Annotated in this window: 19 protein-coding genes and 2 pseudogenes; 12 read left to right on the top strand and 9 right to left on the bottom strand. The window is 59.6% G+C overall.

Translation table 11 applies throughout. The features are described 5' to 3' along the window. Window positions 1–118: 118 nt before the first annotated feature. Genes mksF through mksB form a run of 3 tightly spaced genes read right to left on the bottom strand, consistent with a single transcriptional unit; the run spans window position 119 to window position 4924 of the window. The gene (gene mksF / locus ACYZT9_RS22550) at window positions 119–2959 is read right to left on the bottom strand and encodes an Mks condensin complex protein MksF (RefSeq protein WP_462007487.1); all 2841 of its coding nucleotides are present in this window, start codon (window positions 2957–2959) and stop codon (window positions 119–121) included. Then, complete coding sequence (gene mksE, locus ACYZT9_RS22545; RefSeq protein WP_462007486.1) at window positions 2956–3657, bottom strand: Mks condensin complex protein MksE; 702 nt, start codon at window positions 3655–3657, stop codon at window positions 2956–2958. Before mksE ends, mksF begins: the two co-directional genes overlap by 4 nt. After that, window positions 3647–4924 (bottom strand): Mks condensin complex protein MksB, encoded by a 1278-nt coding sequence (gene mksB / locus ACYZT9_RS22540; protein ID WP_462007485.1) that lies wholly within the window; start codon window positions 4922–4924, stop codon window positions 3647–3649. The genes mksE and mksB overlap by 11 nt, the downstream gene beginning before the upstream one ends. 238 nt (window positions 4925–5162) lie before the next feature. Here mksB and ACYZT9_RS22535 point away from each other — a divergent pair, with 238 nt between their 5' ends. Next, window positions 5163–5903, top strand: a complete 741-nt coding sequence (locus ACYZT9_RS22535) for an energy transducer TonB (RefSeq protein ID WP_462010274.1) — start codon at window positions 5163–5165, stop codon at window positions 5901–5903. Next, on the top strand, window positions 5896–6348 hold the full coding sequence (gene rimI / locus ACYZT9_RS22530) for a ribosomal protein S18-alanine N-acetyltransferase (RefSeq protein ID WP_462007484.1): 453 nt from the start codon (window positions 5896–5898) through the stop codon (window positions 6346–6348). Before ACYZT9_RS22535 ends, rimI begins: the two co-directional genes overlap by 8 nt. 95 nt (window positions 6349–6443) lie before the next feature. Here the strand turns inward: rimI and ACYZT9_RS22525 are convergent, their stop codons facing one another. Continuing rightward, a complete protein-coding gene (locus ACYZT9_RS22525; RefSeq protein ID WP_462007483.1) occupies window positions 6444–6848 on the bottom strand; it encodes a serine kinase/phosphatase in 405 nt (134 codons plus the stop codon). A 168-nt stretch (window positions 6849–7016) separates the two neighbouring features. Between ACYZT9_RS22525 and can the strand changes: the two genes are divergently transcribed. Then, complete coding sequence (gene can, locus ACYZT9_RS22520; RefSeq protein WP_462007482.1) at window positions 7017–7661, top strand: carbonate dehydratase; 645 nt, start codon at window positions 7017–7019, stop codon at window positions 7659–7661. A 6-nt stretch (window positions 7662–7667) separates the two neighbouring features. On the opposite strand, the gene ACYZT9_RS22515 is transcribed toward can, so the two are convergent. The 3 genes from ACYZT9_RS22515 to ACYZT9_RS22505 form a co-directional block, all read right to left on the bottom strand. Then, window positions 7668–8189, bottom strand: coding sequence for an SET domain-containing protein (locus ACYZT9_RS22515; RefSeq protein ID WP_462007481.1), 522 nt, complete (start codon window positions 8187–8189; stop codon window positions 7668–7670). Window positions 8190–8368: 179 nt separating this feature from the next. Continuing rightward, a complete protein-coding gene (locus ACYZT9_RS22510; RefSeq protein WP_462007480.1) occupies window positions 8369–9541 on the bottom strand; it encodes a hypothetical protein in 1173 nt (390 codons plus the stop codon). Between the two features lie 108 nt (window positions 9542–9649). Beyond that, entirely contained in the window at window positions 9650–11068 is a 1419-nt protein-coding gene (locus ACYZT9_RS22505) for a short-chain fatty acid transporter (protein WP_462007479.1), read from the bottom strand. A gap of 82 nt (window positions 11069–11150) precedes the next feature. On the opposite strand from ACYZT9_RS22505, the pseudogene ACYZT9_RS22500 reads away from it, so the two are divergent. The 7 genes and pseudogenes from ACYZT9_RS22500 to ACYZT9_RS22470 form a co-directional block, all read left to right on the top strand. Then, window positions 11151–11234 (top strand): annotated as a pseudogene (locus ACYZT9_RS22500) (outer membrane lipoprotein carrier protein LolA); the annotation flags it as partial. A gap of 170 nt (window positions 11235–11404) precedes the next feature. Next, a complete protein-coding gene (locus ACYZT9_RS22495; RefSeq protein ID WP_462007478.1) occupies window positions 11405–12721 on the top strand; it encodes an MFS transporter in 1317 nt (438 codons plus the stop codon). Window positions 12722–12859: 138 nt separating this feature from the next. Beyond that, the gene (locus tag ACYZT9_RS22490) at window positions 12860–16492 is read left to right on the top strand and encodes a toxin VasX (RefSeq protein ID WP_462007477.1); all 3633 of its coding nucleotides are present in this window, start codon (window positions 12860–12862) and stop codon (window positions 16490–16492) included. Between the two features lie 328 nt (window positions 16493–16820). Continuing rightward, complete coding sequence (locus ACYZT9_RS22485; protein ID WP_462007476.1) at window positions 16821–17606, top strand: hypothetical protein; 786 nt, start codon at window positions 16821–16823, stop codon at window positions 17604–17606. Between the two features lie 202 nt (window positions 17607–17808). After that, window positions 17809–18537, top strand: a pseudogene (locus ACYZT9_RS22480) (PAS domain-containing protein); the annotation flags it as partial. After that, window positions 18517–19125, top strand: coding sequence for a methyl-accepting chemotaxis protein (locus ACYZT9_RS22475; protein ID WP_462010273.1), 609 nt, complete (start codon window positions 18517–18519; stop codon window positions 19123–19125). The pseudogene ACYZT9_RS22480 and the gene ACYZT9_RS22475, both read left to right, overlap by 21 nt. A 58-nt stretch (window positions 19126–19183) precedes the next feature. Further along, window positions 19184–19783, top strand: a complete 600-nt coding sequence (locus ACYZT9_RS22470; protein ID WP_462007475.1) for a flavin reductase family protein — start codon at window positions 19184–19186, stop codon at window positions 19781–19783. Window positions 19784–19787: 4 nt separating this feature from the next. On the opposite strand, the gene ACYZT9_RS22465 is transcribed toward ACYZT9_RS22470, so the two are convergent. Further along, window positions 19788–20156: a cupin domain-containing protein gene (locus tag ACYZT9_RS22465; protein WP_462007474.1), complete on the bottom strand. Its 369-nt coding sequence runs from the start codon at window positions 20154–20156 to the stop codon at window positions 19788–19790. Window positions 20157–20232: 76 nt separating this feature from the next. Next, window positions 20233–21042 (bottom strand): AraC family transcriptional regulator, encoded by an 810-nt coding sequence (locus ACYZT9_RS22460; RefSeq protein ID WP_462007473.1) that lies wholly within the window; start codon window positions 21040–21042, stop codon window positions 20233–20235. 152 nt (window positions 21043–21194) lie between these two features. Between ACYZT9_RS22460 and ACYZT9_RS22455 the strand changes: the two genes are divergently transcribed. Next, entirely contained in the window at window positions 21195–21836 is a 642-nt protein-coding gene (locus ACYZT9_RS22455; RefSeq protein WP_462007472.1) for a LysE family translocator, read from the top strand. A 102-nt stretch (window positions 21837–21938) separates the two neighbouring features. Then, window positions 21939–22283, top strand: a complete 345-nt coding sequence (locus ACYZT9_RS22450; RefSeq protein ID WP_462007471.1) for a gamma-glutamylcyclotransferase family protein — start codon at window positions 21939–21941, stop codon at window positions 22281–22283. Window positions 22284–22350 lie beyond the last annotated feature (67 nt).

Genomic DNA, 22350 nt, shown 5'->3' with positions numbered 1-22350 from the left:
TGGGAGCGGGCTTGCCCGCGAAGAGGCCCTAAAACGCGCTTTAAAAATAAAATGAATGCCCACAAAAAAGGCCGCGATCCATTTGGATCGCGGCCTTTTTCATTTATATTAAGACAAATCAGACCGCATCCAGCTCCGGTTCATCCGCTTCAACGTTAACGGCAGCCTTCACCTCGTCGTGACGACGGATGTACTTCCAGTCTGCTTCATCGATATAGATCCCGTTCGGCCCGCTGCCACCTTCCAGGTCAATCGCAACACTGGCGCAAACCTGCGGCTTCACACTGGCCAGGATCGGCACGAAGCCCAGTTGCAGGCTGGTTTCCAGCAGCGCTGCCTGGTTCTTCTCGTCGATGTCCGCCGCCTCGTCGAGGTAGTACGGCAGTCGCACGCGCCCGGCCTGGTCGCGGTCCATCAAGTGCAGCAACAAGTACATGTTGGTCAGCGCCTTGATGGTCATAGTCGTGCCGTTGGACGCGGCACCATCGATGTCGGTATGAATCACCGGCTGACCGTTGACCTTGGTGATCTCGAACGCCAGTTCGAACAAGTCCTTGAGTCCGAGCTGGTTGTGATTCGCCGCCACCAGCCGCGCCAGGTACTCCTTGGCTTCTTCGTTCTTGTTGTCCTGATCGGCACTTTGGCTCAGGTCGAATACAGAGAGGGTCTCGCCTTCTTCGTACTGACCGGCGCTGTGGATGATCTGGTCGATGTGCTTCAACGCTTCCTTGTTCGGCGCGAGGACGATACGGAAGCTCTGCAGGTTGGAGACCTGACGTTTGTTGATCTCGCGGTTGAACAGCGCCAGTTGATGCTCAAGGCTGTCGTAGTCGCTGCGAATGTTGCGCAGGGTCCGGGCGATGTCGGTCACTGCGGCGCGGCGGGCCTTGCCGAGGGTCAGCGCTTCGTCGGTGCGGTGCGCATAGGCGTTGATCAACAGTTGCAGACGGCGCTCCATGTCGTCTTCGCTGTCGAACTTGGCCACGCCCTTGAGGCGGACTTGAGCGTACAGCGCCTCGATCTGACCGTCACTGCGCAGCAAACCTTGCCAACTGTCCTGATAGTCATTGAGCAGCGGCAGCAGGTTGTCCATGGAATCGTCGACCGGGTCCATGAACGGCGTGCCGAACGGCAGATCTGCCGGCAATAGCTGACGGCGGCGCAGGGCGTCGTCGAGGGTGCGTTGCTTGGCTTCCATGTCGCCGATCTGACGGCCGACCAGTTGCAGCTTCGCCGACAGTTGCTGGACCCGTTCAGTGAAGGCGTCGCTGGAACGTTTCAATTCGTCCTGTGCGGCTTCCATCTGCGCCAGCTGTTCGAGCTTGTCGCTTTCCTCGGCACTCAAGGTTTGCGAGCGACGGAAATCTTCCAGGGCTTTCTGCGCATCCAGCACTTGCTGGTACAGCGCTTCGGTCTGGGTCTTACTCGCGGCGCGGTCGGCGGCCACGGCTTGTTGGGTTTTAAGCTGCTTGAGTTCTTTTTCCAGTCGTTCTTTCTGATCGCGCAATGCGGCGCGGTCAGCCAGGGCTTGCAGCGCTGGAGGCTCGATATGCGAGATGTCGATGGACAGGCCCGGTACTTCGAAACGCTCGCCGTTGAAGCCATCGAGGATCAGTTCCATGGATTTGACCCACTGACCGTCCTCGTCCAGCGTGATGCCATGTTCGCCCAGCGGCAGGCTGAACAGCGCGCTGTTGAACAGACGCATCAGGCGTTCGACGTCCTGTTGCGAGAACTCTTCACGCAAGCGGGCGTAGCTGTTGTTGTCGGCGTGATCGAGTTGCTGCTTGACCGACTTCAGGCGTTTTTCCAGATCCCGCAGACGCTCTTCCAGGTCTTCGGCAGAGAACTGCCGCGACTGCGCCAATGCGCCGGCCAGTTCATCGTGAGCGTCCTTGGCCGCGAGCAGTTGCTGTTCGAGCACCTTGACGTCATCGACCAGCGCGAAGCGGTTCTTCAGCGCCGAAAGTTCGCCGAGCCAGCGCTGGATGCCGCTGATTTCCCGCTCCAGGCGCATCAATTCCTGAGTGCCGCCGCGCTGATCGTTTTGCAGCGCGTCCTGCTCGTTGCGGTAATGCTCGGCCTGAATGGTCAGCTCTTCCTTGCGCGCACTGGCGTAATCCGACCACGTGCCAAGCAGTGAGTCGAGCAGCGGCGAAATACGGTGCAGCTTGCCGCGCAGGATATTGCGCTGGGTCACGCCTGCCGCGAGGGCTTCAACCAACGGGCCGGCGGTGACCAGCGAGTTGTAGTCCTGCTCCATGCGTCTTACATCGCGAAACGCTTCTTCGCAGGCAGCGATGTAATCGACGCTGCCGGAACGCAGGCTGTGTTCAAAGGCATCAAGAAACAACTGCTTGAGCTTGGCCGCAGTGATTTCGCGCATGTGTAGCAGGTTGATGAACAAGGCGCGGAAGGTCTTCAGGCTCTGCTCGCTGGTGGAACGCAGCGGGATCAGGGTCAGGTCCAGCGGAATCGAGGTGTGACCGCCGACCAGCAAACGCCGCAGTTCATCCGGCTTGAGTTCGTAGGCTTTCAGGCCCTCGCGCTCCAGGTTGGTGAACAGCTCTTTCTGCCGCAGGCAGGTGTCGTTTTTCTGGTAATGAGCCAGATCCAGTTTGCCGGCGTAGGCAAAGAACTGGTGACCGAAACCACCGCCCGGGCCACGACCGACTACACCGATTACGTGCGGACCGTGGGGCAGTGAGACTTCGACCAGGATGTAACTGGTGTCCGAGGCAAAGTAAAAGCGCCGGGATTGTTCCAGGCTGTACTTGCCGAAACTCATGTCCGACATGCGTGCCAGAATCGGGAACTGCAGGGCGTTGATCGAAGCGGATTTACCGAGGTTGTTCGCGCCGTAGACCGACAGCGGTTCTTCCAGCGGAAACAGGCCGAGGCTGTAACCGGCGGTGTTCAAAAGGGCAAAGCGGCGAATGCCGTAGCGTTCCTTGCTCATGCGTCGGTCTCCTGTTCTTCGGCAATGGCGCGGGCAAGGGCGTCTTCTTCGCTTTCATCGTTGAAGTCGCTCAAGTCCAGCGGGTCATCGGTTTCCAATAGCTTTTCGTCGCTGTCGTCATCGATCAGCACCGGCACCGGCAGTGGCAGCACGCTGTGCAGACTGGCCGCCAGATCGCGATCCTGCTGGACCGACAGGCAGACATCGAGGAAACGGTGCATCGGCGGCAGGAAACGGTAGACACCGTTTTCTTCACCGGCAAAACCGAGTTGAGTCATGCGACGCATGATTTTTTCTTCGAGTTCTTCGACGGTCTGCACTTCGGCCTGGATGAACAGGTCGCGGTACTTTTCCAGCAACGACGGCAATTCGTCGCGACCGAGGCTGCCACCGTCGAGCACGGCAATCGGGTCACGGCCCTGATCCGCCAGATGTTCGACGAGGATGAAGGTGAACAGCGCCAGGCGTTGCGCGGTCTTGTTCACCGCCGTGGCGGCGAGATCCGGCACGAAGTAGTAGAAACCCCGGGTGTCGCAGACCAGCTCAAAGCCCAGTGCCTTGAACAGCGTGCGGTACTGGTCCTGGAAGTTCGACAGTTGCGCGTACAGCTCCGGGTCGCGGCGGCTGACGTGATAGCCCTTGAACAGCTCGCGAAAGATCGGCGCCAGTTGGGACAATTCGGATAGATCAAGTTGCATATGGAGTGCTCGCAGAATCCTCGGCGGCGGTGTCGCGGGCCGAGAGCAGGGCGAAGGAGCGCAGGCTGACCTGATGCTCATGAGTGTGGTAATCGCGGCGTTCCAGACGCTCGCGTTTGAAACGTTTCTCCCGTGACAGACGCGAGAACCAGTAGAGCAATTCGTCGGTGGCGCCGTCCGGCTCCTGCTCCAGCAGCCAGGTCATCAGGTCCGGCATCGGCAGCGCGTCTTCGCAGCGTTCGAGCATTTCGCGAACGGTGCGTGGTGCGCGCGGGGCTTCGCCTTTCTGGGTCTTGTGGGCCTTGGGGAAGCGCGCCGGTTTTGGCTCGAAACGCGCCAGTGCGTAAACGTAGGCTTCGACCTGACTGGCGCTGCCGAGAAAGGTGCTTTGCGGCCGGGTGAACATCGGCATCGCCGCTTGCGGCACCGCGTCGATACCTTTACGGCGGATGGCCGCGAGGGCCAGCGCGGCGCCTCGGGTCACGGCGTTATGCCGGCGCGCTTCTTCACGCAGCGGAAGCAGCAGTTCACGGGCATGACGCAGGGTCAGCTGGGCGCTGGTCTGCATTTCGAGGATGCGCGCGTGCGTGCGCAGCAGCATGTCGTCGTCGACCAAGTGGCCGAGGCGTTGCTGCTCGGTGAGCATTTTCAGCAGGACGTTTTCGACCTTGCGCACGCCTTGTTCGAAGGCGCCGTCGGCGTTTACCAACTGGATCATCGGTTCGACGTATTCGTCCCAGGTCGCTAGCACTTCGGCGTAACGCTGGCGCAGCGGAATCTGCCGGTCGCTGGTCTTGGCGCGTTCCGCCACGGCCACCAGCGCCTGTTCGTCGTTGGCGAGTTTCTTCAAAACATCGCGCACACGCATGTCGAGCAGACGCAACTGGCGCGCCAGGTCGTGGCCGTCGCGAATGTCGAAGGCGTCCTGGATGTAACCGGCCAGGCGTTCGAGGTGGCGCAGGTAGGCTTCGATTTCCAGGCACAGGCCCAGACGGTGCTCACGGCGCAGGTAAGCGAGAAAGTCGTGGATCTGCGCGTTGAGCTCGAAACGGTTCGGGCTTTTCGCCACGGGAACCAGAATGTCGAGGCGGATCCACACGTCCAGCAGGCTGGTGATGTCCTGCGGCGTACTGTCGAGTTGCTGGGCGGCCAGTTGCGTGCGCAGTTCGTTGAGGCTCAGTGTGCCCTGGTCGAAGTGCTCGCACAGTGGCTCCAGAAGTGCCCAGTGTTCAGCGAGGGCGCGCAAGACGCGCTTGGGTTCGATCATCGGAATGGCCGGCTGGTTGGCGATTAAAAGCCGCGATTGTACTGCATCGGGGACGATGCGATTCACTCTCGGGACGGGCTGTCGCCATTTTTCATAGGTGGAAAGACTATCGGTGAAGTCTATCGATCAACAGCGCGGGCGATCTTGAGCGAAGGGCGGTAGAATCAGCGCACTTTCGTTATCCACAAGTGGCCGACCTTTGCTTATCGAGTCCCGTCGTCGCGCTTATTTGACTGCCATGCAGGTGGTCAACTGGCTGCCGCGCACCGAATTGCCCTTTGCCGCGCCTTCGCGGCCCGAGCTGCTGGAGATGCCAGAGCCATTGGTCGTCGCGCCGGTTGCGACGTCCGCTGTGGTTGATGCGCCTGCGGAACCGCTGCAAAAACCGGCCGAACGGGTGAAGATCGACGTGCCTCGGCCGTCGTTGGCCAGCACACGCACGAACGCCAAGGTGGAAGATGAGGACGTGCCCGTCGCAGTCAAGGCGCCGATCGTGCCGCCACCGCGATTCGCCCTGCAATTGCTCCGCGCCGGTCGCTGTCTGCTGCTGGTGGAGTTACCCACAGGCGAAACCTTCCAGACCCGCGATCCTGCGTACTTGCTGCTTAAAGACATGCTGCGCGCCGCCGGTCTGCCGGACAGCCCGCAGATCATCGGTGAGCCGGTGCGCTGGCCGCTGTTGTCCCGGGGCACGATGGATCAAGGCCCGGAAGCCGCTCGCGACTTTGTGCAAGGTTTTCTCTCGGCGCGCCTGGAAGACGCCCCGTGCGTCTGCATCTGGCTGATCGGCCTGCCGGCGGTGCGTTTTGCCGGTGAGACGAATGCCGAGTCGTTCAACCGCGAACTCCAGGTCGAAGGCCTGGGCTCGGTATGGGCCCTGCCGGGTCTGGAATTGTTAATGGAAGAGCCACAGCGTAAGGCTGATGTCTGGCAAGCCATGCGTCGGCTGATGGCGCGATGGAAAGAATCGAATGAGTGACGCTGTATCGTTTCGCCCGATGACCGAGTCGGACCTGGACACTGTCCTGAAAATTGAATTCGCGGCGTATAGCCATCCGTGGACCCGCGGGATATTTCTAGATGGGCTGGGCAAGTACCAGATCTGGCTGATGTTCGAAGGTTCGCAGCAGGTCGGACACGGCGTGGTGCAGATCATTCTTGATGAAGCGCACCTGCTGAACATCACTGTCAAACCGGAAAATCAGGGCCGTGGCCTGGGTTTGACGCTGCTGGAGCATTTGATGTCGATTGCCTACAAGGCTGAGGCGCGGGAATGTTTTCTGGAAGTGCGCGACAGCAATCGCTCGGCGTTTCGGTTGTATGAGCGATATGGGTTTAACGAGATTGGCCGGCGTCGGGATTATTATCCGGCGGTGGGCGGACGCGAAGATGCAGTGGTCATGGCCTGCACTTTGGTTGACTGAGCTTTAAAGCTTCGCGGGCAATCCTCGCTCAGGGATCACCGAAATCCTGCAGGAGCGAGGCTTGCTTTCGAAGGGATTATCACTGATTGAAACGATCAACGACTCCCATCCATCGGATCCCGCCGCGCCAGTTCCTCTTCATCCAGCCCATTGCCACCGCCGATGTCATCTTCATCGACAATGCTCAGATCCCAATCGGCCCGGCCATCTTCACCCGCCTCTTTGGCATCCCGCGCGCCGTCCTCACGGATCAGGTTTTCCGGGCTCATGTCATCGTCGGTCGATTCATGGTCATCGGTGGAGGCGCCGGTCATGCCGGCTTCACGCACGCGTTTTTCGGGCATTAGTTGTTTGCGCTCGTTTTCTATTAACTCATCGCCGATTCTGGTGCTGGGATCTTCCTCATCAAAATCCAGCTCATGCATCGAACCCATGCGGTCTTCGTTGTCGTCGATGGGCTCGGGTTGCACCGCATCGTACGGACGTCGTGAATCAGTCATGGCAATTCCTCATACTGTGGGCCTTACTACGGTGGACCCACTGGGCTCTTCAGAATTCCACCAGCATGGAGTGCAGGTAATATGCATCAGCGACAATCTGCATTGCGCGCGTGACCCCGACGGACGGTTGTCTGTCAAAGCAGCGCATCATTCTCGAGGCTTCATAGCATGAACGAATTACAAGATCTGATTGATAACAACGAGCGCTGGGCTGACGCGATCACCAAAGAAGATCCTGACTTCTTCGCCAAACTGGCCCGTCAGCAAACGCCGGAATTCCTGTGGATCGGCTGCTCCGACGCCCGCGTGCCGGCGAACGAGATTGTTGGCATGCTGCCTGGTGACCTATTCGTCCACCGCAACGTGGCCAACGTGGTGCTGCACACCGACCTCAACTGCCTGTCGGTGATTCAGTACGCGGTTGACGTGCTCAAGGTCAAACACATCCTCGTCACCGGCCACTACGGCTGCGGCGGTGTGCGCGCGTCGATGCAAGACCGTCAGTTGGGCCTGATCGACGGTTGGCTGCGCTCGATTCGCGATCTCTATTATGAAAAGCGCGAAGAGCTAGCCAAATTGCCGACCGAAGAAGAACGGGTCGACCGCCTTTGCGAGCTCAACGTGATCCAGCAAGTGGCCAACGTCGGGCACACCAGCATTGTGCAAAACGCCTGGCACCGTGGGCAGAAACTCTCGATCCACGGCTGCATCTACGGCATCAAGGACGGTCGCTGGAAAAGCCTGAACGCCACCATCAGCGGTTTCGAGCAGTTGCCGGCGCAGTATCGTTTGCGTCCGGTCGACGCGTCGTAACGCCATTCAACTGATGCTTCGCCGATGCCAATGTTTGAAAAATTGTTCTCCATTGGCATTCGGCGACTCGGCGTAGCCGCAGATCCAGCCACGGCAACAGGGACACCCGCAGTGGCAGGCGAACTGTCGCTGCAGCTTGTCTTCCGTTGCGGCTAAGTCCATCGTCAGTCGGTCGCCTTTTTTGATGTCTTTCAGTGCCCATAACCGCAGTTCGCTCATGTCGATAAAGACATTGGGGTCGCAGCTGTGATCTAGCAGGCCGCAGAAGAGCGGATCATAGAAATGGATGTCCGGCGCCATTTGTCGGGTATGTCTGCAGCGATAGGGCAGCAAATGGCCGGAAACCCGGCAGATCCGGCTCAGGCGGTGGAATTCGCGCAGGGCTGCGACAGCGATGGCCGATTGTCGGGCGTCGTAGATGATCTGAAAGTCGTCTTTGGAGGGGAATCCACGGTGAACGGGCAGTTCTTTGAATGGATAGATGCCATTGGATGGCGGTGGTATTCCTGGATCGGCGTGAGTTCTCATAACAATCCTTGTCGGCAGAATGCTGCGACCTCCGTCGGCTGACATCCTGTCAGTCCTGCAGCACATGGGTACGCCTCAAGACTCTCGCAAAAGAATTAACCGGTCTACTGTCATAACTGACAGAGGAAAAACGCGCGCTCCCACGTCAGCCCAGGCTCACGCAGGAACGCTTCAGCCTTTTACAAATGCGGAACAGGCATCGCGGGCGCAGGTGCCGGGGCTTTGAGCTGTTTGAGTTGAGACTTGATCGGTGTCGTCGCGCACTTGGCTGTGGCTTGCCCGGGCGTCAGGTTGCGGATCGAGGTGTAGAACAGCTCGCAGGTTTTTTCTGCCTGAGCCACCTGCCAGGTTTGGGTGCAACTTCTCAGTTCAATGTCTGGATGGCTGTCCGGGTTGCGGCCCATGGCGGCCTGCCAACATGCGGCAGCCAAGTCCTGGCCCATGACTTTCAGGCCCGCCGCGTCGGCCTGGGCCTGGGCATCTTTACCGGTATAGCTGTCCGGGTCGGCGGCGTACCAGATGTAGCTCGGGTGGTTGGAACCCAGCACCGGCACCTTCACCCCTACACTCGGGCTGATGGTGGCCAGGCCCAGTACGTTCACGGTCGGCCCGTATTGCTGCTTGATCCAGTTACGCACCGGTGCGCCGAAGGCGACTATCGGCAGCGCGGCACCGCTGGCGTTTTGGCTGACTTCCTTGACCATGGTGGTCTGGTAGTCCTTGAAGTAGTCGTAGACCCCTTCCAGATCCTTGCCCGCGTTGGATGGCGCGGCGATCGGCGCGATGTCGATAATGGTCTGATAAGCCGGCGTCTGATCGGCAGGGATGCCGTTGACAGTCAGCAGCGTGGCCCAACGATCGGTGGTCTTGGACTCCAGGTAGTCCTGGGCCTGAGTCAGGGAGTAATCCGGCGGGAAGTGCAACAGTTCGACGCTTTTGCGGTTTTCCAGGGCCATGCCCAGTGGCAGGAACAGGTACCAGCTGTAAGCCCACTTGCCATCGGCATTCAGCTTGCTGGCGCCGGTATAGGCCAGATCACCGGCATCGAGCAGCGCCGCCAGCGGTTTTTCATAGCCCCTGGGCACACCGGTGATTGCAGCATAGAGCTGATCGTTATCGGTTTTGACCTGCACCTTCGCATCGCTGTAACCATCGCGCTGCACGCTCTGTGTCAGGTAATGCTCGACGGTTTGCTCCAGCGTCCAGTTGCGAAAGCAGATCACGTTGCAGTTGTTGGGGTAGGCGAACAGCCGGGTGACGCGCTCGGTGCTGCCCAGCTTCAGATCGGCATCCGCATGGGCGGCGGCGCTCAGGGTGAGGGCGGCAAGTGTGAGTCCTGCGAGTTTGAACATGCTCAGATCCTTTTCAGCGTGTGAGCCCTGGAATCGGACGAGGACATACTGAAACAGAAGGGGCTTAACGAGAAGTGGGGCTGATAGAAATATCGGCCCCTTTTTGCATTACGGCATCACCGGCGCCGTATACGTCAGCGTCGTTCCCAACGCCCACAGCAGAAACAGCACCAGCGGCGTGTGCACCAGCAGCTGCACAAACGAAAATCCGATCAAGTCCCGCGCCTTCAACCCGAGTACGCCCAGCAGAGGCAACATGTAGAACGGGTTGATCAGGTTCGGCAGGGCTTCGGCGGCGTTGTAAATCTGCACGGCCCAGCCCAAGTGGTAGTTCAGGTCGTTAGCCACTTGCATCACATACGGCGCTTCGATGATCCATTTGCCGCCACCCGACGGAATGAAGAACCCGAGGATCGCCGAGTACACGCCCATCAGCAGCGCGTAGGTGTCGTGAGACGCGATTTGTACGAAAAAGGTCGAGATGTGGTGGGCCAGAGTCTGCGCGTCAGTGCCTTTGACCGTGGTCATCAGCGCGGCGATCGACCCGTACAGCGGGAACTGGATCAGCACGCCGGTGGTGGTCGGCACCGCGCGGGACACCGCATCAAGGAAACTGCGCGGACGCCAGTGCAGCAGGGCGCCGAGCATGATGAACAGGAAGTTGTAGGTGTTCAGCCCGGAAATCGCACTGATCGCCGGTTTGGTCGAGAACTCGTGGAACAGCCACCCGGCCGCCAGCAGCACCAGCAGAATCGTCAGCAGCGGGCTGTGTTCCAGCCATTCGCCGGGGCGAGTGCGCGGTTGCAACGGCGGCAGATTGAAACTCGGATCGATGCCGCAGGCTTTCGCGTCACGGGCCGAGTTCGGGCCGGGCGCGGTGGCGTAGGCAATGATCAGCGAGATCACGATCAGCGCCAGCAACATCACGCCGGACTGCCAGAGAAAGATCGTCTGTGTGAATGGAATCACCCCGGTGATCGACAGAATCGACGGCGGCAGGCTGGCCGGATTGGCCTGCAATTGCGCAGCGGACGACGACAGGCCCAAGGCCCACACGGCGCCAAGGCCCAGGTAGGCGGCGGCGCCGGCCGCGCGGTAATCCATTTTCAGATCGACGCGGCGGGCGAGGGCACGCACCAGCAAGCCGCCGAACACCAGCGACAGGCCCCAGTTCAACAGCGACGCGACCATGGAAATCAGCGCCACCCACGCCACGGCGGAACGACCGTTCTTCGGTATCCGCGCCAGACGGTCGATCAGCTTCACAGCGGGGGGCGAGCTGGCGACCACATAACCGCCGATCACCACAAACGCCATTTGCATGGTGAATGGGATCAGGCTCCAGAATCCGTCACCGAACGCCATGGCAGCGGCGGTGGGTTTGGCGCCCATGAACAGGGTCGCCACGGTGACGATAATCACCGCCAGCGCAGCGAACACCCAGGAATCGGGAAACCAGCGTTCGGCAAAACTCGAACAGCGCAGGGCAAAGCGGGCAGAGCGGGTATCTTCGATATCAGCAGCCACGGGAGTACCTCGATTTTTATGTTTGTTGTGGTCTTCAAGGCCGCAGAAGCGTAATGCCGTTGTAGGAGCGAGCTTGCTCGCGATGGTCGTTAACGATAACGCGGGTTTACTGGCTAAACGCGGCGCTCTCAAGTCCTTCGCGAGCAAGCTCGCTCCTACAGTTTTTGATCGGTATTGGCTGCAGCGCCCGTTTGGACAGGTGCCAACAGTAAATCAATCGGTCACGTTTCGTGACGAAGTTTTACCAGGTCGAGACTATGGTCTAACGGGTTGTCCGCTGGCGCGTTTGCGTAGACCATGGGCGCCTTGGTTTTTTGCCTGTGCCAGAGTTCTTTGATGACTGCCCATAACGATTCGCGCCCGGCACCCTTCAGCCGCTCGGACTACAAGACCCTCGGCCTTGCGGCTCTCGGCGGTGCGCTGGAAATCTACGATTTCATCATTTTTGTTTTTTTCGCCCTGACCCTCAGCCAGCTATTCTTCCCGCCGGAAATGCCCGAATGGTTGCGCCTGCTGCAAAGCTTCGGGATTTTTGTCACCGGCTATCTGGCGAGGCCGTTGGGCGGGATCCTGATGGCGCATTTCGCCGACCAGTTGGGGCGCAAGAAAGTCTTCAGCCTGAGCATTCTGATGATGGCGCTACCGTGCCTGCTGATCGGCATCATGCCGACCTACGCTCAGATCGGCTATTTCGCGCCACTGTTGCTGTTGGCTCTGCGGATTTTGCAAGGCGCGGCGGTCGGCGGTGAAGTGCCGAGCGCCTGGGTGTTCGTCGCTGAGCACGCACCGGCCGGGCACCGCGGTTACGCGCTCGGTTTCCTGCAAGCGGGACTGACTTTTGGTTATTTGATCGGGGCGCTGACGGCGACCTTTCTGGCGCAGGCGTTCACCCCGGCGCAAATCCTCGATTACGCGTGGCGTTACCCGTTCCTGCTGGGAGGCGTCTTTGGCGTGATAGGCGTCTGGCTACGTCGCTGGCTAAGCGAAACCCCGGTGTTCATGGCAATGCAGGCGAAGCGTGATGCCGCAGCCGAACTGCCATTGCGCACGGTCTTGCGCGAACATCGCCTGGCCATTTTGCCTGCGATGATACTGACCTGCGTGCTGACATCGGCGGTGGTGGTGTTCGTGGTCATTACCCCGACCATGATGCAGAAAACCTTCGGCATGACCGCCAGCTACACCTTCGCCTTGAGTGCGTTGGGCATCGTGTTCCTGAATATCGGCTGTGTGCTGGCGGGGTTGCTCGTCGACCGCATCGGTGCCTGGCGCACGGTGATGCTGTACAGCGTGCTGCTCCCGCTAGGCATTGGCGTGCTCTATACGAGTCTGATTATTGGCCGTGACTGGATCGGTCTGGCGTACGCGATTGCCGGCCTTTGTTGTGGCGTGGTCGGCGCGGTGCCTTCGGTCATGGTCAGCCTGTTCCCGGCGCGAATTCGCGTCTCGGGGATTTCCTTTACGTACAACATTGCCTACGCCGCATGGGCGAGTATCACACCGCTGTTGCTGATCGGTCTGATGCCGTGGAGTCCGTGGATCTGCGTGATTTTCAGCGCCGTGATGGGGGCGGTGGGTGTGAGCAGTGCGGCGTATTTCGGTGCGCGCATGCCTGCACTCAGTAACTGCTCCAGGCCCGAGGTAACGACTTAACGGAGCCGTCCTACGCTAATTATCGATTTGTCTGACATTACCGCTGAGTAGATTTCCGCAAAGTTCCTTGTCTTGAAATAGACACAAGGAAATGTGGATGTTCAGCGCTATCAATCCAGTCGATTGCGGGGGGCGCCCATGACCCACCCCGCCAACCTTGCGGCGGCGGCCGCGTCGAAAACCGCCATCGGCTCACTTGGTGCCTGCCCGCTACAGAAAACCCATGTGCAGCTGTTGCCCATGCGTTATGGACTGGTGGAAAAGCCCCTCGACCCCAGTGCCAATCTGAAGCTGCCCTACGCCCTCACCACGCGTCCGTTGGGCATTCGTTTACTGCGCGATGGCTGGTTGTATGTCATCGAGAGCGTTACCGGTCACCTTCACGAATATCAGGTCCTCAACGGGCTGATCAGCGCTCTGCTGCACAAGGGCGCCAAGGTCGATGATGATCAGCGCACGCCCATCGAGGAGCGGCCGGCGCTGATATTTTCGAGGCGCAGCACGTTGTATGTGACCTTCGCGGAAGTGCAATGGACGGCGGCGAAATGCGCGCAAGTGCTCGACAGTCGCGAGGAACGCGAGCACTTCATGCAGGTTATCGATCTCGGCCCGGTGGATTGTGAAACCGGGGGTACGCATTTGCTCACGGTCGGGCAAGGCAAACAGTGGCTGGCGGAGATCGCGACCGTTCCGGCGCAACAGGCGCAAGCCGCGCAAGACCGTGCCGAGCAGGAAGCCGCGTCGCCGCCAGACGCGGTGCGGCTGCCGACGGTGCACGTCAGCGACACCCCCGCGCACGAACGTGAACCTTACTTGTGGGAACAACCAAGACGTTTTCGCGAGGCGCACATGGGCGAGTTGCTGGGTCAGGTGCGCGGGCCTTATCAGGACGACACGCTGTTTCTCGTGGTGCAGGATGACCTCGGCGTGTTGCGAGATCTGGCCGAGTATCAAGACACTGTGGTCGGCTGGGTCGATGAGTGGAGCAATGCCGGCACCCACGAACGTGATTACTTGCTGGCCTGTTACATCGAGTCCCTCAGCCAGCTCAGCGTGGCGGACTTCGGCAACCTGGCCGACGCTAGTGATCACCCGGCGAACAAGGGGTTGTTCGCCGATCTGGAACAGTTGCCGGAACCGGATCGGGAACACACCCGTCAAGCCTTGTTGGATTATTTGAACAAGGGTGGCAAGACCGAGTCGCGGGACGCCCCGGTGCCCGCGGAACTGGAGCAGTTGCGCAAAGAAGCCCATGCCGAAGCGTTTAAATTCGCCAAATACCAGGGCGCCACCCCCGACTTCACCGCGCACAGCCGCGCCAGTGACGAGGCCGACCGCCGTTACTACACCCGCCAGCACTTCAACGTGGCACCTGACGACTTCGTCGAACGTCACCTTGATACCCTGATAAAGCTCGGCCAAGAGCAGGACAAACGCATCATCGATGTGCTCGAAGGTTCCAGTTTCAGTGGCAAACGCGGGATCAATGATTTCATCGACCGCCCGGCCATGGACGCGGCGCTGTCGCAGCATCGCGACAACCTGAGTCGCTGGAACCGGATGCTCGATCGCCTCACCGCCGACCGCACGATGCTGGTGGTTGCCGGTCGCTTCCACCGCTCGGCCTGGTACTACGACGCGCAAGATCAACAACAACTGCACCAGGCCTTGACCGCCGAATACGCCTGCCTCAAGGACATCTGCCGCAGTGACCACGCCAGCGAAGTCCTGCTTGGGTATCTGGAGAAACACCCGGAACTGACCCGACCGCTGTTCTACACTTTGCCCTTGCGCCTGCAGCCTGAGAAAGCCGCGCAATACGCCACGCTGTTCAACGCCGGCATGGGTATGTTCAACAACCTGCCGCACTGGTTGGCCGAGTTGGAAAAAATCGAACAGCCGGGATTGCCGGCGCTCGACAACTTGCCCGATCACACCCGTGTCGTCGCCGACGCCGCCCAGCACAGCCTCAGCCCCGCGCTGAACCTGGGCCTGAGCCGGGCGCTGCAAAGGTTCGACCTGACGGGCGAGAAAATCTCCGACCTTGACGAGCTGTTTCGGCAACTGCCCAAGGCCTTGTCGGTACGGATCCTCGACGCCGCAAAAACCACCGGCGTGACCTTCACCGTCGCCAGCCCGGCGGAACACGCGGCGTTGCAAACCACCCTCAAGGAACTGCTCAGGGAGCGCGACTACCTGAAAACCCTGATCCGCGAACGCAACCAGCTCACCCACAACAAAAATCGCCAAGGGCACAAGACGCCACGGGCGGTGGAGTTGCAGGGCGAGATCGTGCGGGTGCGCGGGCAGTTGACGCAGCTTGAAGGGCGACTGGCCGGGGCGTTGAGTCCGATTGTGGAACTGCCGGATCAGTCGGTGCGGCTGTACGGCGCGACCCAGGCCCGGGCGGGGGTGACGGCGCTGTTTCCGCCGGCGCAGCAGCTGGAGGTGCGGAGTTTGTTGAAGGATATTCGGATCGGGGTGAGTTCGGTGCCGAATGGGAAGTTGATAAGAAGCGAGGGGATGGGGTTGTTGGTGTTTTTGGTGCAGGGGGTGAATTTGGTTTCCGTCGTGAGGGAGCTGACTCATCAATCGAGGAACAAGCGGGTATGGATGCCTTTGGCCAACGCGCTGGCGGCTACCGGTGCTGCGGGATTCACGGCGGCGCAGAGTCTGGCGGATACAGCTTTGAAGGCACGTACCCCAGAACTTATTGCGGGACTTCAACACCATGCTTTGCAGAATGTGCATGTGCAGATGGGGAAGATGCATGTGGGGTTGGGTTTTTTCACCTACCTTTTTGGTTTTGCATCTTCAGCCGTCAGCCTCAACTCCCAACAACAGAAATGGCAGCAGGCGACACGTACCGGAGATCGCGGCGAACAGCGTAGCGCCGCGTTGGCCACACTGGGTGCGGGTGGCATGACGGCTGTTAATGCTTATGGATTTGGTCACACCTTACACGCCGGATATACCGTAGTGGTTGCCGGAAACGCTGCGGCAAGAACGGCGGCTTGGGCTGCCGCGGGCACACGTTTGTCCACGGTGTTCTTCCGGTTCAACCTGGCCGGCGCCCTGTTCACCGTATTGGAGCTGGGGGGAACTTGGTTATACAACCGCTACAACCTCAGCGCCCACGACAAATGGCTGAAAACCACGCCATGGAGTCTAGGTGCCGATCATCGCGGTAACCACACCCTGGATGAATATCAGCGCTATCTGGACTATTTACTCAACGCGCCGTATGCGCAACTGGGTCCGAATGAACATGACTCGTGGCTGAAAAACTTGCTGCTGAAAGCCAAACCCAGTGACATTCATCTGGTCCTGCCAAGGTTCAATCTCAGTGACTTCCAGCCGCCTCTCAGCGGTAAACCGGCTCATCGATTGGGGATTGGTGCCCGGCGCCTTGCCGTGCCCTTCCACAGTCGAGGTGTGCCACAGGAGCGCAAGGACGTCATCAGCGATGAGGTGATGGCCAGTTTGCGGCTCGTGCAAGCAGAGCCAGATTGGCTGGTGCTGTGCCTGCGCTATCCCGTGAATCCTGACACCGAGTTTACCCCCGCGTCTGAAACGCTGGAACTGGCGGTCTGTGTCGAGACCCTGAGCGCCAACGGGGTCTGGATGCCACGCACCCAAGTCATTCGAATCAACCCTCACAGTACAGGGCGTTTCCCGGTACTGCCGCTTCAATCCGTCAGCGAGTACCCACCGTTGTTACTGGTTGAACCCCATCTGCTGGAGTCGGCCGATCATGCCCACAGAGAGTGATATCCCAATGCCTGGTCCGGTTCCTGAGCATCCTCGTAATGCCGGTGATGTCGAGCCGTTTCCCAGCGGCAGACTCACCCATCTCGCGCCGCTGCCACTGCCGACGACCATGCCGCCACATGGTCCTCATATCGGGGAATTAAATGATGTGTACATGGATTTTGGGCTGGGATCACCCCAAGTATTTATGTGGCAAATAACGTTAGGCGGACCATTGACTGGCGCCTTTATGATTGCATTCCTATTTCCACTCATTGGCGGCTTCCTGTTTTTTTTGTTTGGAATGGGTTGGGACGATATCTCTCACGCCATCGAAGGGATCTTCCATGTGTCCTACCCGCTCGCCTTGCAAACCGGCTTTTGGACGCTACTCATCGGCCTAGCCGTCTGGTACCACAACCACAAAAAACGCCTCACCATCATCCCCACCCGCTTCAACCGCCAACGCCGCGAAGTCTGCTTCATGCCCGAAGACGCCACCGAACCCGTCTTCGTCCCTTGGGAATCCCTCTCGGCATGGATCATCGAAGCCCAGGGCGCCACCCAATACGGCATCCACCGCCAGTACGGCATGGGCATCGGTTTCCAGCACGGCGAGACCCTGACCAGCGTCGAGTTCCCCTGTTTCGGCCTCTCCATCGCCATCAGCCACTGGGAAGCCATCCGCGGCTACATGGAATACGAAATCCACGACCTCAAATCGATCCAGGACCTGCAAGACCTGCAAGGCCCCGACGACCCATCCCGCGAAGGCTTGCACACCTTCCACAACGCCCGAGCGCGAATGCACCAGCAAATACGCGACGGCCAGCGCAACCGGATCTCGGGATTTTTCTGGTACCTGTACCACATCATGACGTTGTGGACGATTCCCAACCACCTGGTCGAATGGGAGGTCCGCCGCCTTCAGAAAATAGGCCCGCAGGCCATGCCCGACGTGATGCGTGAATGGTCCGAGCCGCTGCCGAAGGAACAATGGGCGAAACCGAGCGAAGAGTTGCTGCACCTGAGCGAACAGGTCCGAGCCCTGCAAAAACGTCACCCACGACGGCCGATCACCGAGATTTTTGCCGAGGTACAGCGGGTGAATCGGACGGGAAAACGTAGCGTATGAGCATTTTCCCCACGGAGCTATCTCGAGAATTTAGGTTGTCACGAATTCTGCAGCGAGTTCAGTAGCCGGCTGGCAGCAGGGGGCGCACCCGTATGCCCAACTATTTTTGTAGGACAACCCTGAAACACTCTTCAGAAAACATCCCCTAGGCCGATGGTTAGGCTGCATACCGCTTTCTATCCCTGCCCATCGGTGCTTTCCCATGTTCAACAAACGCTTGAAGCAAGAGTTGTCGGCTCTTCGCGAAGAACTCTCCAGCCTTCAGCAAGTGAAGGAAAGTCTGGAAAGCGAGATGCTGGTCCTGAACCTTGATCCCGATGGGCGAATTCAGTCGGCCAACCAGAATTTCATCCGCGAGATGCTTTATAAGGGCCACGACCTGATCGATCGCCCGATCGAAGACATAGTGCCGTCCCACGTGAAGTCCGATGAATTCCACCACCGTTTCAAGGCTGCGCTGACCCGTGGCGAGCATTATGCCGGTGCGGTGCGCCTGCTGCGTGGTGATGGCCAGGAAGCCTGGTTACGCTCGATCGTGCAGCCGGTGCGTTCCTCGGACGGGCGGATCAAGCATTTCTCGATTTTTTCCAGCGACCTGACTCGCACCATCGAGGCATCCCGTGAGCACGAGAACCTGATCGGTGCGCTGGTGCGCTCGACGGCGGTGATCGAGTTCGACCTCAATGGCAACGTGCTCACAGCCAATGAGCGGTTCCTCAACGGCATGGGTTGCAGCCTGGCGCAGATCAAGGGCAAACATCACCGCACCTTCTGCGAAGCGCAGGAGTACAACAGCGCCGAGTATCAGAACTTCTGGCGTCGCCTGAATGCCGGCGAATTCGTGGCTGGCCGCTTCAAGCGCGTCGACAACCACGGGCGTACGGTCTGGCTGGAGGCGTCCTACAACCCTGTGGTCGATGCCAACAACAAGCTCTACAAAGTGGTGAAGTTCGCCACGGTTATCACCGATCAGGTCAATCAGGAACAGGCGGCCGCCGAAGCGGCCAACATTGCCTACGGCACCTCGCAGAAAACCGATCAAAGCGCCCAGCGCGGCACGGCCGTGGTGACTCAGGCGGTGAACGTGATGCGCGATCTGGCCAAACACATGCAAACCGCCGGCGACGGCATCGAAGCGCTGAACGAGCAATCGCTGGTGATCGGCACCATCGTCAAAACCATCAGTGGCATTGCCGAACAGACCAACCTGCTGGCGCTCAACGCGGCCATCGAAGCGGCCCGGGCCGGTGAGCAGGGGCGCGGTTTTGCCGTGGTGGCGGACGAGGTCCGGCAACTGGCTTCGCGCACCAGTCAGGCCACCGATGAAATTGTCTTGGTGGTGCGTCAGAACCAGGACATGGCGCGCAACGCGGTATCCCTGATGACTGACGGCAAGCTCCAGGCCGAACAGGGGCTGGCCCTGGCGGCAGAGGCGGGCACGGTGATTGTCGAGATTCAGGACGGCGCGCAGAAAGTGGTGAATGCGGTCGGGCAGTTCGCCAATCAGCTGTCGAGTTGATGCCTGCCAACCGGGTGGAAATCGATACAATCGGTTTTTTTCCCAGGAGCAGATGTCCATGAGCGCTTCCCACCGCCGTCCGGTTCCCTTGTCCAAGGCTTATCGTCTGCTCAATCATGGGCCGACCGTGCTGGTCAGCGCGGCCCATGACGGGCAGCGCAACATCATGGCGGCGGCCTGGGCCATGCCCCTGGATTTTGAACCGCCGAAAATTGCCGTGGTGCTGGACAAGTCCACCTGGACCCGACAACTGCTGGAAGCGTCGGGCACGTTCGTGCTGAACGTGCCTTGCGCCGCCCAGGCCGATATCGTGCAAACAGTTGGCTCGACGTCCGGCCTAGAGCTGACTCAAAGTCAGGGCAGGGACAAATTCCAGACCTATGACTTGCAGACATTCAGCGGCGAGCAGATCGATGCGCCGATGCTCGAAGGCTGCGTGGCCTGGCTGGAATGCCGACTGTTGCCGGAGCCCGGCAACCACCAACAGTACGATCTGTTCCTGGCCGAGGTGATCGCCGCTCAGGCGGACGAGCGCGTGTTCAGTGACGGTCGCTGGCACTTCGAGGGGCATGATGCGTTGCGCACCTTGCACCACGTGGCGGGCGGGCATTTCCTGAAGATAGGCGATCCGGTGGTTGGTAAAGCCTTGCAGCCGTAAGACTTCACACCCAGACGTTATTCTCGGCCGTGCGCTCGCCACCCTTGTCACCGGTGTTCAACACGCCCCGAGGCTCGATTAGCAGGAGTTTCACCTCCTGCTCGGCAAACGGTTTGTGCTCGACCCCCTTGGATACCACATACATTTCACCGGCGTTCACCAGCACGTGGCCATCGCGAAAATCGATGCGCAACTGGCCTTCGAGAACGATGAAGGCTTCGTCGGTATCAAGGTGGTCGTGCCAGATGAAATCCCCCAGCAGCTTCACCACCTTGAACTGATAGTCGTTCATTTCGGCAATGACGCGAGGTGTCCAGTGCGCGCCGATCCGGGAGATTTTTTCGGCGAAGTTCAGGCTTTCGTAGGCTTTCATGGAGCAGCTCTCGTGGTTGATCGTGAAACCACGATAACCAGCGTATTGGCGTGCTTCTTGTACGATTGTGCGTGGCTCAGCGGCGGTGCATTTTCATCCAGCGCGCTGGCGACAAACCGTAGGTTTTGCTGAACTGGCGGGTCATGTGGCTCTGATCGGTGAAACCGGCGATCAACGCGGCGCTGACCAGCGGCTGGCCCTGAATCAGCAGCGAACGAACCAGGTCGAGGCGGCGCATGGTCAAGTAACGGTAAGGGCTGGTGCCGAACAACAGGCGAAAATCCCGCGACAGGCTCCAGCGATCCCTGCCGCTGTGGTGCGCCAGTTCTTCCAGCGTCACGGTGCTATCCAGTGAGCTGTGCATGTATTCCCGCGCGCGCTCCGCTGCGATGTAATCGAAGTTTGCTCGCTTGGCGGTGACTCCACCCGCGCTGTTCAAGGCCTGCGCCAGATCGAACAGCGCGTCCTGCTCTTCGAGTGGTTCGAGGGGGCAGTCGAGACTGCGCAGCAGCACTTTGGTGGCGGCAAACAAGCGTGGATCGGTTGACAACCCGTTCTTGATGAACGGTAGTGGCTGACCGCCGAGCATCTGCTGAATCAATGCGGGTTCGATGTACATCATCCGGTATTGAAATCCGGTCTCGGTCCCGGCTTCCCCATCGTGGATTTCGTCCGGATGCAGCACCATCGTCGCGCCGGGCAGGCTGTGGCGCCAGGCGCCGCGGTACTGAAAACTCTGCACGCCGGCGAGGGTATGACCGATGGCGTAGGTATCGTGGCGATGCAGGTCATAGCCATGGCCGGCAAAAAACGCCTCGAAACGCTGCAGCCCGGTAACATCCGGCGCGCGGTGGAACCAGTCGTTGTGCGGTGGGTGCCTGGTCATGGTGATCGTTGCCTGGAACTCGATGCAGAACACGTTAACCCAGTGACCGGTCGTCTGTCTTCTGAACGATGGAAGGCCCCGCGCGAGTAGAAAATCGAAGGCAAATGTTGCACTGTGTGGCACATCCTCTGGCCAAGAAGGCGACCCGCCCCATGGAACACTCCCACCTGAGCTATGCCGCTCCGTTGTTGTCGCTGGCGCTGTTGTGGATGGTTGCGGTGGTGACGCCGGGGCCAAATTTTTTCAACATCGCGCAACTGGCCGCCAGTCAATCCAAGCGCCATGGCGTGGTGGCCGCATTGGGCGTGGCCACTGGCACTGTGCTGTGGGGGCTTGCAGGCGGGCTGGGCATCAAGTCGTTGTTCAGTGCGGCGCCGACGCTTTACCTGAGCTTCAAGATTGCCGGTGGCTGTTACCTGATCTATCTGGGCTTGAAACAGTTCAGGCGTAAACCGCCCGTTGCTGCGGGCAATCCGGGCTCGATTGACGGAACAGGGCGCACGTTGTTGTCGGTGTATGGCCAGGGTTTTCTGGGCAACATGACCAACCCCAAATCCGCACTGTTCGTCGCGACCATCTTCGCGACGGCCATGCCTGCGTCCGTGCCACCGACGTTGCTGACGCTGGCCGTGCTGACCATGGCGGCCTTGTCCTTTAGTTGGTATTGCAGCGTGGCGCTGCTGTTTTCCAGCCGTCGGATGGCGCGCGTCTACGACCGTTCACGCAAATGGCTGGATCGCTTTGCCGGCAGTTGCTACCTGCTGTTCGGCGCGCACCTGGTAGCCAATCGTTGAGGAATTCTGAATGAGCAAACTGGCGCTGGAGAAGCACAAGGCGCGACAGGCGTTGAAGATTCTCGCTAGGCTGCGCGCGACTATTCAATCAAGGATTCATGGATGAGTAATTCAACGGTGTATCTGTTTTCCTACGGCACCTTGCAGGACAAAGCTGTGCAACTAGCCAACTTCGGACGTGAACTGAGCGGCAGTGCTGACGTGATGTTGGGTTACGAACAGGCGTGGTTGGAAATTACCGACCCCGAGGTATTGGCCACCAGCGGCAAGACGCATCATCCGATCGTTCGCCCGGGCGGCGACAACAGCGCGCCGATTCCCGGGATGGTGTTTCAGATCACGGCCGAGGAGCTGGTTGCTGCTGACAGTTATGAAGTCTCCGATTACAAACGCGTGAGCGTGGTGCTGGAGTCCGGGATTGAAGCTTGGGTGTATGTGAGCGTGTAGTTACGCAGTGTGTGATGAAGATCAAGCCTGCTTCACAGGCTTGATCAAACTCTCGGCAGGTATGCAG

This window comes from Pseudomonas sp. ZT5P21 (assembly GCF_054897785.1).
This window is presented reverse-complemented; position numbering and strand designations above follow the sequence as displayed.